The organism is Herbaspirillum sp. Her2 (assembly GCF_057961375.1).
Genome location: NZ_CM176331.1, coordinates 2,270,764 through 2,282,922 on the forward strand (window position 1 = coordinate 2,270,764; position 12,159 = coordinate 2,282,922).

The 12,159-nt window shown below is 61.9% G+C and carries 12 protein-coding genes; 7 read left to right on the forward strand and 5 right to left on the reverse strand.

Annotated elements, in window-relative coordinates; all coding sequences use genetic code 11:
• Nucleotide 1 precedes the first annotated feature (1 nt).
• From ACWHXP_RS10365 to ACWHXP_RS10375, 3 genes are all read left to right on the forward strand, one after another.
• Nucleotides 2-553, forward strand: coding sequence for an alanyl-tRNA editing protein (locus ACWHXP_RS10365; RefSeq protein ID WP_489633907.1), 552 nt, complete (start codon nt 2-4; stop codon nt 551-553).
• 334 nt (nt 554-887) lie between these two features.
• Complete coding sequence (locus ACWHXP_RS10370; protein WP_489633906.1) at nt 888-1,127, forward strand: hypothetical protein; 240 nt, start codon at nt 888-890, stop codon at nt 1,125-1,127.
• Nucleotides 1,128-1,350: 223 nt separating this feature from the next.
• Nucleotides 1,351-1,680 (forward strand): H-NS histone family protein, encoded by a 330-nt coding sequence (locus ACWHXP_RS10375; RefSeq protein ID WP_489633905.1) that lies wholly within the window; start codon nt 1,351-1,353, stop codon nt 1,678-1,680.
• 49 nt (nt 1,681-1,729) lie between these two features.
• Here ACWHXP_RS10375 and ACWHXP_RS10380 read toward each other — a convergent pair whose 3' ends face one another.
• On the reverse strand, nt 1,730-3,034 hold the full coding sequence (locus ACWHXP_RS10380; protein ID WP_489633904.1) for a replication-associated recombination protein A: 1,305 nt from the start codon (nt 3,032-3,034) through the stop codon (nt 1,730-1,732).
• Between the two features lie 270 nt (nt 3,035-3,304).
• On the opposite strand from ACWHXP_RS10380, the gene fdxA reads away from it, so the two are divergent.
• On the forward strand, nt 3,305-3,643 hold the full coding sequence (gene fdxA, locus ACWHXP_RS10385; RefSeq protein WP_259434843.1) for a ferredoxin FdxA: 339 nt from the start codon (nt 3,305-3,307) through the stop codon (nt 3,641-3,643).
• 75 nt (nt 3,644-3,718) lie between these two features.
• On the opposite strand, the gene lolA is transcribed toward fdxA, so the two are convergent.
• Nucleotides 3,719-4,432 (reverse strand): outer membrane lipoprotein chaperone LolA, encoded by a 714-nt coding sequence (gene lolA / locus ACWHXP_RS10390; protein WP_134135188.1) that lies wholly within the window; start codon nt 4,430-4,432, stop codon nt 3,719-3,721.
• Nucleotides 4,433-4,557: 125 nt separating this feature from the next.
• Nucleotides 4,558-6,900: a DNA translocase FtsK gene (locus ACWHXP_RS10395; protein WP_121039479.1), complete on the reverse strand. Its 2,343-nt coding sequence runs from the start codon at nt 6,898-6,900 to the stop codon at nt 4,558-4,560.
• 395 nt (nt 6,901-7,295) lie between these two features.
• Here ACWHXP_RS10395 and trxB point away from each other — a divergent pair, with 395 nt between their 5' ends.
• The 3 genes from trxB to ACWHXP_RS10410 all read left to right on the forward strand — a co-directional run bounded on the left by trxB (nt 7,296) and on the right by ACWHXP_RS10410 (nt 9,456).
• The gene (trxB, locus tag ACWHXP_RS10400) at nt 7,296-8,249 is read left to right on the forward strand and encodes a thioredoxin-disulfide reductase (RefSeq protein ID WP_034331799.1); all 954 of its coding nucleotides are present in this window, start codon (nt 7,296-7,298) and stop codon (nt 8,247-8,249) included.
• 144 nt (nt 8,250-8,393) lie between these two features.
• A complete protein-coding gene (locus tag ACWHXP_RS10405) occupies nt 8,394-8,735 on the forward strand; it encodes an I78 family peptidase inhibitor (RefSeq protein ID WP_489625298.1) in 342 nt (113 codons plus the stop codon).
• 67 nt (nt 8,736-8,802) lie between these two features.
• Nucleotides 8,803-9,456: a Smr/MutS family protein gene (locus ACWHXP_RS10410; protein ID WP_199725016.1), complete on the forward strand. Its 654-nt coding sequence runs from the start codon at nt 8,803-8,805 to the stop codon at nt 9,454-9,456.
• An 8-nt stretch (nt 9,457-9,464) separates the two neighbouring features.
• On the opposite strand, the gene ACWHXP_RS10415 is transcribed toward ACWHXP_RS10410, so the two are convergent.
• On the reverse strand, nt 9,465-10,790 hold the full coding sequence (locus ACWHXP_RS10415) for a leucine-rich repeat-containing protein kinase family protein (protein ID WP_489633903.1): 1,326 nt from the start codon (nt 10,788-10,790) through the stop codon (nt 9,465-9,467).
• A gap of 58 nt (nt 10,791-10,848) precedes the next feature.
• Nucleotides 10,849-12,111 (reverse strand): PA0069 family radical SAM protein, encoded by a 1,263-nt coding sequence (locus ACWHXP_RS10420; RefSeq protein ID WP_489625296.1) that lies wholly within the window; start codon nt 12,109-12,111, stop codon nt 10,849-10,851.
• Nucleotides 12,112-12,159: the final 48 nt, after the last annotated feature.

A 12,159-nucleotide genomic window follows, 5' to 3' on the forward strand; every position in this document is an offset into this window, starting at 1 on the left:
CGTGCGCCTGTCGGCCACGCCCTTTCATCCGCAGGGTGGCGGACAGCCCAGCGATACCGGCCGCATCGGCGACGTGGAAGTGCTGCGCGTGGTCAGCGAAAGTGAAGGCATCGTTCATTACACCGCAGCCCCTGTTGCGCCCGGCCCAGCCCTGGCGGCCGTCGACGCCGAGCCGCGCCAGTTGCATACGCGCCTGCATTCAGCAGGCCACGTGATTGGGCAAGTGATGGCAGAACTGGGATGGACGCCGACCAAAGCCCATCACTGGCCGGGAGAAGCGCGCGTAGTAGGCGTGGGTGCTGCAGCTGATGGCACGGCGCAGGAACTGGTGCCAGCAGAACTGGAGCGCCGCTGCAATGACTTGCTGGCGCAAGATCTGCCCTGTGTGATGGCCATGGACAATGGCTTGCGGCAGATCGGCTTTGGCGAATTGCCCGCCTATCCTTGTGGCGGGACGCATGTGGCGGCGCTGGGAGAGATCGGGCAGATTCGGATTGAATCGGTGCGGATCAAGAAGGGTGAAGCGTTGGTTCGGTATGACGTAACCCGCTGAGTTCAAATCTGGCTCGACCGAATATGGAGTCAAATTCGTTCTGGAATGACTGAAATAAATCGGGCATTTCTCTCCGTCGAGTCCGATGCCGCACCTATGGACGATTTCTAACGCAAGTCCACGCACGTACCGTCTGAGCTTTTTGACCATGCTCCCGGGTGACGATGGCAAAGGCAAGACGGCGCAAGCTTGCAGAACAAGCTGAACAACACAAACAGCAGGACTCTCCCCAAACTCAATTACGAGAACCTGGGCCGCAGAGTCTGGCCGCTGAACATCACTACAGCATTCCGGAATTTGACCTGCAAGATCGTCCCGCCTTGGAATCCTATTCGTGATTCTGATTTTCTTTGGAAATAAAGCCTATAGCTTCAATACAAAAGCAAATGGCCTAAGAAAAGAATTTCCGAAAATGATCACGACCATTATTTTCTGGCTGGTGCTTTCCCTTGTTTCGACCCTATTAATCACTAACCACCTCGCTGCAAACAACAGCAAATTCGATTGCAAAAAATATGATTGCACCAACGAATTAAATGGCGGAATCAAAGAATTTCAAAATCAAAAGTATTGAATAAAGATTTGTGGAAACGGGATAAATCACGGAGGAATTCTTGCTGACGATGCTCCGGACCTGGCTGAACTGGAGGACCACGTCATTACGATGCCGCCATCCCTCATTGACAGATTGAAAGCCAAATATTTATTTTAAAAGTTAAGCAACTTGGCTCAAAAAAGAGCTATCAATGATGCGTAGTGAATTTCAACCCGATCCACTCCTTCATTAAAGGAAAAAAATGACAAGTTACGCAGATCTCCAAGCGCAAATCAAGAAGCTGCAAGACCAGGCTGAAAAGCAGAAGGCAAAAGAACTGGAAAGCGTTATCACCGGCATCAAGCAGCAAATCGCTGAATACGGCCTGACAGCGGAACAGCTTGGATTGGCGCCTGCCAGAAAGAAAAACGTCAAGAAAGCTGCCGCCAAAACGGCGGTGGTGATGTACCGAAATGGCGATCTCACCTGGTCAGGCGCTGCCCGTGGCCGCAAGCCGAGCTGGGTCAAGGAGATCATGGATGCGGGCGGCGATATCGAGAAATATCGCGTGAAGGGAAAATCTCATCGATGAAAAGCGGCCTCGCTTTGTTGAAAAAGCACCTGATCAGGTGCTTTTTTTCTTAATTCTGCCCTGCTTCTTCATCCCACTTCTTCAGCAGAGTCAGCTTCTCACCAATCTTGATTTCCAACCCCCGCGGCACAGGCTGATACCACCCCGGCTCGGCAATACCGTCGGGCAGATAAGTCTCCCCCGCCGCATAAGCATTGGGCTCATCATGGGCATACCGATATTCATGCCCATACCCCAATTCCTTCATCAGCTTGGTCGGCGCATTGCGCAGATGCACCGGCACTTCGCGGCTCTTGTCCTGCTTCACGAAAGCGCGTGCAGCGTTGTAGGCGTTATAGCCGGCATTGCTCTTGGCCGCCACCGCCAGGTAGATCACCGCCTGCCCCAGCGCCAGTTCGCCCTCGGGGCTGCCCAGCCGCTCATAGGTCAGCGCAGCATCGTTGGCGATCTGCATGGCGCGCGGGTCGGCCAGGCCGATGTCTTCCCACGCCATGCGCACGATGCGCCGCGACAGGTAGCGCGGATCGGCACCGCCATCGAGCATGCGCGTCAACCAGTACAACGCCGCATCCGGATGCGAACCGCGCACCGACTTGTGCAGCGCTGAAATCTGATCGTAAAAATTGTCACCGCCCTTGTCGAAACGGCGGCTGTTGAGCGTCAAGGCGTTCTGCAGGAATTCCGCCGTGACCACCTGGGTGCCGGTCGTGTGCGCAGCAGTCTGGGTCTGCTCCAGCAGGTTCAGGAAACGCCGCGCATCGCCATCGGCGTATCCGATGATGGTCTCCGTGGCCTGGTCGTCGAACTGCAGGTCGCCCAGCGCCTTGTCCTGCGCACGCTTGAGCAGCTGCTTGAGCTCCTCATCGGTGAGCGACTTCAGCACGTAGACCTGCGCACGCGACAGCAGCGCCGAATTGACCTCGAAGGAAGGATTCTCGGTAGTGGCGCCGATGAAGGTCACCAGCCCGCTTTCTGCATAGGGCAGCAGCGCATCCTGCTGCGACTTGTTGAAGCGATGGATTTCATCGACGAACAGGATGGTGTGCTTGCCCAGCGCCAGATTCTGCTCGGCCTGCTCCATGGCCGCACGGATATCCTTCACGCCCGAGAACACTGCCGACAGAGCGATGAATTCGCAGTCGAAGGCGGTGGCCGTGAGCCGCGCCAGCGTGGTCTTGCCCACGCCCGGCGGGCCCCAGAAGATCATCGAATGCGGCTTGCCGGACTGGAAGGCCAGCCGCAGCGGCTTGCCTTCGCCCAGCAGGTGCGACTGCCCGATCACCTCGTCCAGCGTCTTCGGCCGCAGGGCCTCCGCCAGCGGCGCGGTCGGTTCTTGCGCGAACAGGTCAGCCATGGGCAGCCTCCTGCAGGCAACGGGAATCAACAGGCAAAGAAGACGGCCACAGGGCGGCCAGGGAAATAAAGTTCATAGTCATCAGGATGCGGGCGCAGCGCCGGATTGCAAGGCGCGTTCACCAAAGGCCGTAGTCTAACGCAGCAGGCCGCCGCGAGGGCGATGGCGCGATCAAGGGCTGCACCTGCAGCCATCGGGCGCAGCGGTTAAAATGCGGCCTGCGCGTTTTTCTTCACATCGCCCTTTTACCTGCCCTATCTCCTGCTTTCCATGCCCTTCGTCGTCACCGATTCCTGTATCCAGTGCAAGTACACCGATTGCGTCAGCGTCTGCCCCATGGACTGCTTCGTGGAAGGCCCGAATTTCCTGGCCATCGATCCGGACGGCTGCATCGACTGCTCCATGTGCGTGCCGGAATGCCCGGTCGGCGCCATCTACAACGCCACCGACCTGCCCGCCGCCCTGTCGCACTTCGAGGACCTCAACGCCCGCCTCGCCAAGCTGCCCGGCTGGAAACCCATCACCAAGGCCCAGCCGCCCCTGCCCGATCACGCGCAGTGGAAGGACGTTGCCGACAAGCTGCCTCTGCTGAAGATGCCCGAGTCCTGAGGCTCATGCCCCTCACATGAAAACAGCCCCGCAAGCGCAAGCCTGCGGGGCTGTTTGACGTAAAGGGGAAGCCGATCAGTTCTCGAACACGTCCGCCCCCTTAGGCACCGTGAAGTTGAAGCTGTTGCCCTTGAGCGGGGGATTCTTCTCGAAGCTGTCGAAGCTCAGCACCGACACCTGGCCAAAGGAATCATGCAGTTCCATGGCCACCGGCGTGCCGTTCTTCAGGCCGATGCCGATGTTGTCGAAGGTCGTGTCCTTGCTCTTGGGCACGGCTTGCAGCCATTCCAGGCCATCCTTGGTGCCGGCTTCCTTCAGCGTGAAGTTTTTTTCCAGATCATTGCTGCCGAAAAGGATGGCAGCCGGCGAAGAACCCAGCGCATTGCCCAGTTTCTTGGTGGTGACCTGGTTGAGGTCCTTGTCGTAGATGAAGAGTTTTTCTCCATCAGCCTGGATCACCTGCTCATAGGGCTTCTGGTAGGTCCAGATGAATTTGCCCGGACGCGAAAACACGAAGCTGCCGCTGGACGTATTGACCACCTTGGAGCTGCCGTTCTCGACCCGCACCATGCGCTGGGTGAAGGCACCTTTGGCCGATTGCGTGCTGCTGACGAACTGCTTGAACTGGTCCAGGGCGGCGGCCGAAGCGCGGCCCGGGGTCAGCGCGGTGATGGCGATGGCACCGGCCACCGCCAGTGCCGAAAGACCGGCCGCCATGACCAGGCGGCGCAGGTTGAACGTGCGGGCTTGCGCAGTGCGCGAGCGGAAAGCGTTTCTGGAATTGTCCATGTTATTCGATTCCTTCTTGACGGATGCCACCTGCAAGGTGGCGGCCGGCGCGACAGTGGCCGGCCTTCAGGGCGTGCTGTTGATGACGGGATGCAATCTGGCGCGCAACTGGATCGGAACCCGGCTTATTCAGCCGCGTCGCCGGCACCTGCCGGCACCAGGATTTCACGGTTGCCATTGGATTGCATGGTGGAGACCAGGCCGCTTTGCTCCATCTGCTCCAGCAAGCGCGCCGCGCGGTTGTAGCCGATGCGCAGGTGACGCTGCACCAGCGAGATCGAGGCCCGGCGATGTTTCAGGACCACGGCCACGGCCTGGTCGTACATCTCGTCGCCTTCGCCGCCACCGGCACCGGCCGCAGCACCGCTGCCACCGCCACCGTCAGCGTCCTCCAGCACGCCTCCCTCTAGGATGCCCTCGATGTAATTCGGTTCCCCCTGGGCTTTCAGGTGCTCCACCACGCGATGCACTTCATCATCCGAGACGAAGGCACCGTGCACCCGCACCGGCAAGGCCGTGCCAGGCGGGTTGTAGAGCATGTCACCCATGCCCAGCAAAGCTTCGGCGCCCATCTGGTCAAGGATGGTGCGGGAGTCGATCTTGGACGAGACCTGGAAGGCAATCCGCGTAGGCACGTTGGCCTTGATCAGGCCGGTGATGACGTCCACCGACGGGCGCTGCGTGGCCAGGATCAGGTGGATGCCGGCCGCGCGCGCCTTCTGGGCGATGCGGGCGATCAGTTCTTCCACCTTCTTGCCCACCACCATCATCAGGTCGGCCAGCTCGTCGATGATGATGACGATGGTTTCCAGCTGCTCCAGCGGTTCCGGCGCATCCGGGGTGAGGCTGAAAGGATTGGGGATCTTCTCGCCGCGCTTCTCGGCATCGATGATCTTCTGGTTGTAACCGGCCAGGTTGCGCACGCCCAGCTTGGACATCTTCTTGTAGCGGCGCTCCATCTCTTCCACCGCCCAGTTCAGGGCATGGCCGGCCTGGCGCATGTCGGTCACCACCGGCGCCAGCAGGTGCGGAATGCCTTCGTAGATCGACAGTTCCAGCATCTTGGGATCGATCAGGATCAGGCGCACCTGGCGCGGCGAAGATTTGTACAGCAGCGAAAGAATGGTGGCATTGATCCCCACCGACTTGCCCGAACCGGTGGTACCGGCCACCAGCAAGTGCGGCATCTTGGCCAGGTCGGCCACCACCGGGTTGCCGGCAATGTCCTTGCCCAGCGCCACGGTCAGGCTGGAATGGCTGTCGTTGTAGACCTTGGAGCCGAGGATCTCGGTCAGGCGCACGATCTGGCGCTTGGGATTGGGCAGCTCCAGGCCCATGAAATTCTTGCCCTGGATGACTTCCACCACGCGGATCGACGTCAGCGACAGCGAACGCGCCAGGTCGCGCGCCAGGTTGACGATCTGGCTGCCCTTGACGCCCGTGGCCGGCTCGATTTCATAACGGGTGATCACCGGGCCGGGATAGGCCGCCACCACCTTGACCTCGACACCGAAGTCGGCCAGCTTCTTTTCGATCAGGCGGCTGGTGAATTCCAGGGTTTCCACCGAGACCGTCTGCTGCGCCGGCGGTGCTTCATCCAGCAGCGACAACGGCGGCAATTCGCTGTTGAGGTCATCGAAGAGGCTGGTCTGCTTCTCCTTCTGGACGCGGTCGGATTTCTGCACTTCGACGATTTGGGGCTCGATGCGGATCGGCGGCGCCTCGACGATCTTGGCGCGTTCCTGCACCACGGTTTCCTCGCGCTTGACGGCGGCTTCCTGGCCGGCGCGGCGGTCGGCCCGGGCGGCGAAGAAGTCGCGCACCCAGAACAGGCCATCCTCGATCATGCCGCCGATGCGCTCCACCGCCGCCAGCCAGGAGACCTGGAACAGCAGCGAGAAGCCCAGCCCGAACAGCAGCAGCAGCAACAAGGTGGAGCCCGTGAAGCCGAAGGTCGGCTGCATGGCCGAACCGATCATCTCGCCCAGCACGCCACCGGACGAATGCGGCAACTTGGGCGCAAAGCGCTGCATGCGGGTGAATTCGATGCCCATGCTGCCGGTCAGCATGAAGACGAAGCCGACTGCACGGATCAGCGGCTCCTGGTGATGCTCCGGTTCCACCGGCTGGGCCACCAGGAAGCGGTTCGACAGGCGCCGGTAGCCGGTCCACACCGAGCGCCCCAGCAAGACGCACCACCACCAGGCCGAGAGCCCGAAGATGTAGAGCAGCAAGTCGGCCATCCAGGCACCGACGCGGCCGCCCCAGTTGCCCACGCGCGGCACCGAGCTGGCCACCGACCAGCCGGGATCGGTCTTGGCATAGCTCAGCAGGATCAGCGCCAGATAGGCCAGCAAGGCCGCCAGCGCCAGCCAGCGCGCCTCCGATAACAGCCGTACCAGACGGTTGGGCATGGGAGGTGCCGGCGTCTTGTTGGTGCGGATGTGGGCTTGACTCGTCTTGGACATAACTTCCGTACAAAAAAAACTAGCCGTCATTGTAACGGCATTGACTTGGCGCTTCGCGGTTTTGCGCTGGGCGGCGGGAAACCCGCTGCACTGACCTTGATTGACCGCTATCGTTCTGGGGGTGCTGTCATTTTGTTCATATTTTCGACAGCGTTGCTGCTACTGTCTGCCACGCCGGCGGCTATCACCGGCATAGCGTAATTCCATGAGCCCCGTTGAGGGCATGGACTATAATCTTACCCGTTTTGCAGCGCGGCAAACCGCAAACTTGTGCGCTGGCAACCGCCCCGCTTGTGCCGGCCGGTCTGGCTGAACTGCCTGACCGGCCGGGAATTGAAATCCCCGGGAGTCGCCTCATTTGCAGAAGCGATCCCACAACATTTGATGAGTAGCTTATGAGCACGCCCAAACATGCCAAGGTCCTGATTCTCGGCTCCGGCCCCGCCGGCTATAGTGCCGCCGTCTATGCCGCGCGCGCCAACCTGAACCCGGTGCTGATCACCGGCGTGGAGCAAGGCGGCCAGCTGATGACCACCACCGACGTCGAGAACTGGCCCGGCGACCCGCTGGGCGTGCAAGGCCCGGAACTGATGCAGCGCCTGCTGCAGCACGCCGAGCGCTTCAACACCGAGATCATCTTCGATCACATCCACACCACCAAGCTCTCCGAGCGCCCGTTCCGCCTGATCGGCGACAGCGGCGAGTACACGGCCGATGCCCTGATCATCGCCACCGGCGCCTCGGCCCAATACCTGGGCTTGCCCTCGGAACAGGCCTTCATGGGCCGTGGCGTGTCGGCTTGCGCCACCTGTGACGGTTTCTTCTATCGCGGCAAGGAAGTGGCCGTGGTCGGCGGCGGCAACACCGCCGTAGAAGAAGCGCTGTACCTCTCCAACATCGCCAGCAAGGTCACCATCGTGCACCGCCGCGACAAGTTCCGCGCCGAGCCCATCCTGATCGACCGCCTGCTGCACAAGGTCACCGAAGGCAAGATCGCCATCCAGTGGCATTCCACCCTGGATGAAGTGGTCGGCGACGACAGCGGCGTGACCGGCATCAAGATCAAGTCGACCCAGGACGGCGCCATCACCGAGATCCCGGTGCACGGCCTGTTCATCGCCATCGGCCACAAGCCCAACACCAGCATCTTCGACGGCCAGCTGGAGATGCAGAACGGCTACCTCAAGACCCGCACCGGCACCGAAGGCTTTGCCACCGCCACCAGCATCGACGGCGTCTTCGCCGCCGGCGACGTGCAGGATCACATCTACCGCCAGGCCATCACCAGCGCCGGTACGGGTTGCATGGCAGCACTGGATGCACAGCGCTATCTGGAAGGCCTCGAATAAGCAGGTAAAGAGATGTAAAATGCTGCGCTGCGAGAACTCGCAACGCAACGGGCACTCCAAAAGCCGGTGACGAGTTGTCGTCCCGGCTTTTTTGTTTCACTCGAGCAATCCCATATCAGAATCATCAAGACCGAGGAAAGCATCGTGCCCTATTACTCATCCCCTTCCCGCGACGGTCGCCGCTCGCCGGTGCTCAAGGCGTTGCTGGCCACCATGAGCCTGGGTGCCGTGCTGGTCGCCTGCAGTGCTTCCCGCGAAACCCCGGTGGCCGACGCCACGGCCGGCCAATGCGATGCCTCGCGTGCCGATCACCTGATCGGCGAAAACTACAGCGGCTACGTGGAGCGCCAGGCACTGGCCGAATCCGGTGCCACCGACATCCGCGTGCTCAAGCCGGACGACGCCGCCACCATGGACTTCAACCCGCGCCGCCTCAATCTGCACGTCGATCCGGGCCTGGTGATCATCAAGGTGGCCTGCGGCTGAAGAGCTCGCCTGCTTCTGCTAAAGTAGTCACTTAGGGAACAAACCGCTACAGGGTTGGGTGGCTGTCATGGCGACAATGAAGGATTTCTCAGCGCTCCAGGGATTGCGCCGCGATCTGCAGGAACAGGAAAAAGCGCGCGCACTGGCCTTGGCCGAGCGCCAGCGTCAGGAAGCGGCAGCCCGCGAGGAAGCCAACATCTTCCGCAACAGCATCGGCCAGGTGGCGCCCTTGCGGCCCGAAGTGGTCGACAAGGCCCATTACCTGCCGGAACCTCCCCTCCCCATTCCCCGCCAGCACCTGGCCGATGAACAGGCCGCGCTGCTGGAGTCGCTGTCCGACGAGTTCACCGTCGACACGCTCATGGACAGCGACGAAAACCTCAGTTTCGCCCGCCCCGGCGTGGGCATGGATGTCTTGAGCAAGCTGCGGCGCGGCAACTGGGTGATCCAGGCCCAGTTGGACCTGCACGGCTATCGCCGCGACCAGGCGCGTGAGGCCTTGGGTGAATTCTTGCGCCAGTCACGCCGCCGCGGCCTGCGCTGCGTGCGGGTGATCCACGGCAAGGGACTCGGTTCGGTGAACAAGGAGCCCGTGCTCAAGCACAAGGTCCGCAACTGGCTGGCGCAGAAGGATGAAGTGATGGCCTTCTGCCAGGCGCGCGCAGCCGATGGCGGTGCGGGCGCGCTGGTGGTGCTGCTGCGTTCGAGCGAACGGGTCTGAACGCCGCTTCAGTCCGCAGTCAGATTGTTCAGCATGGCCACGATGGCCTCGAAATGCGGCCGGGCGGCAGCATCGGCGCTCAGGCAAGCCTGGCGCACCCCGGCCAGGGCCGCACGCTGCTTCTTGCCGGATTCATCTTCCGGCTGGGCATGCGCCAGCAACTCTTCCAGCAGACAGCCATAGGCCCGCACTTCCATGGCCTGCACGCCCCAGGCATGCGGCTGTTGGACATCGTAGAACCAGGCCGCGCCGAAATCGCCAAGCAGGGCTTCGCCATCCCGATGCAGGATGTTGTGACCGTAGAGGTCGCCATGCACGATGCCCTGTGCATGCAGGTGGGCGGCTGCCGAGGCGATATCGCGTGCGATGGCGATCACTTGACGCCAGGCGAGCATGAAGCCTTGCGCATACACATCGCGCGTACAGGATTGCAGGCTGGGCGGACCGGCCAGCACCTTGAAATCGGGATCGATCAGCGGCATCACCAGTCCTTGCACCGCTTGCGGATGACCTTGCAAGCGCCCCTGCACGGGAATGAGACCGCGATGGCTACCGGCCATGATGCAAGCCGCCATCTCGCGCTCGGGCAGGCCATCGCTGGTGACCGCGCCCTTGAAGAGTTTTACCGCCACTGGCTGCGACCTGTCTTCCACGGTCCAGCTGGCAGCGTGGATCACTCCTGAGGCGCCTTCCCCCAGCTTCTCGCCCAAGACCAGATCATCCCAATCGATGGCCGCGACTTGCGCATTGCGGTCCGCCGTTTCCTCCACTGCTTCACACCAGGGATTGCCCGCCATGGCCAGCCAGCTCAGGCGCGGCAGCGTCAGCAGCCAATGCGGAAACGCCTCCAGCGCATTGGCCGACAGGCGCAGCAGTTCCAGGTTGCGGCAGGCCGCCAGTTCCGGCGGCAGCGTGCGCAGGCGGTTGCCCGCCAGCATCAGCTTCTGCAGGCGGGGGCATTGCCCGATGCTTGATGGCAGCTGTTCGATGCAGTTGTCGGTCAGCACCAGCCAGCGCAGCGTGGGTGGCAGCGATTCGGCAGGAACGTGCTCGATCCGGTTGGCCTTGAAACCGATCATCTCCAGCGACGGGCAGAGTCCCAGTACGGCGGGCAATTCGGTGAAGGGATTGTCGGAACAGAAGACGATGCGCAGCCGGTGCAAACGCGGCAGGTCCTCGGGCAAGGCGGTCAGTTCGTTGCCGCTGAGGTCCAGAATCTCAAGGGTTTCAGCCAGGGTGAAGATTTCTGGCGGGAATTCGCGCAGGCCGCACGAGAGAGACAGGCGGGTAATGCCTTCCAGCGCGCCGCTGCGCAGTTGTTCCAGAGTGTGCATGCAGAGAAGTGAAGAAACGGACTAAAACGCGGATCTTACCAGCCACCGGCCGTCTGCCTCAGAACAAATCCAGCTGGGCATCGCCCGCCGGGCGCCCCTGCCCCGCCGGCACCACCATTGGCCGCTTGAAGCGGCTGGCATCCAGGGTGGCAAAAGCCCGATTGCGATGATCGATGCCCAGGCGCCGGCTGGCTTTCTCGAAGCGCTGATGCAGCAAATCGGCCCAGACCCCGGTGCCGCGCATGCGGGTGGCGAAATCGGCGTCGTAATCCTTGCCGCCACGCATGTCCTGGATGCGGTTCATCACCCGTGCCGCACGGTCGGGGAAATGCGCCTGCAGCCATTGGCGAAACAGCGGGCTGACTTCCCAGGGCAGCCGCAGCACGATGTAGCCCGCCTGGCGCGCCCCGGCCTCCACGGCCGCTTCCATGACGCGTTCCAGGTCCGGTTCGGTGACGAAGGGAATCACCGGCGCAATCGACACGCTCACCGGAATGCCCGCCTCGGCCAGCGTGCGGATCACCCGCAATCGCCGCGCCGGGCTGGCCGCGCGTGGTTCCAGCGTGCGCGCGATGGCCGCATCCAGCGTGGTGATCGTCACCGCAACGATGGCCTGCCCCTTGGCCGCCATCGGAGCCAGCAAGTCGATATCGCGCTCGACCAGCGAGGACTTGGTGATGAGCGCCACCGGATTCTCGCAATCGTGCAGGATCTGCAGGATGCGCCGGGTCAGCTGGCGTTCGCGCTCGATGGGCTGGTAGGCGTCGGTATTGATGCCCACCGTGATGGTGTCGGGTTCATAGGACGGCTTGGCGAGTTCGCGCAGCAGCACCTCGGGGGCATTGCGCTTGGCCACCAGCCGGCTTTCGAAATCCAGCCCCGGGGACAGGCCCAAATAGCTGTGAGAAGGCCGCGCGAAGCAGTAAATGCAGCCGTGCTCACAGCCCCGGTAGGGATTGAGCGAAAGCGAAAACGGCAAATCCGGCGAGCTGTTGCGGGTGATGATGGAGCGGGCGTCTTCCTCGGTGACGATGGTCTTCAGGCGGGGCGGCTCATCCTCCTCCGGGCTCTCAGCCGCCTGCGGCCGGGACTCGGCAAAACGGACGGACTGCCAGCCATCGTCGAATTCTTCCCGCGCCACCGATTCATAGCGGCCGCGCAGGTTGGTGACCGCACCCCGGCCCTTCTGGGCGGTCTGATCGCGATGGATGAAGGTTTCTGGCGTCAGGGTCGCATCGTCCTCGCCCGATGCGGTCGACCGGGTCGCCTGCTCTGGAAAAGGCCGGGCAATGCCCTGCGGAAATTTGGGGAAGGAAGCCACGGAAAGCTCATCAATACTGTATTTATATACAGTATTTTGCCTTCACTT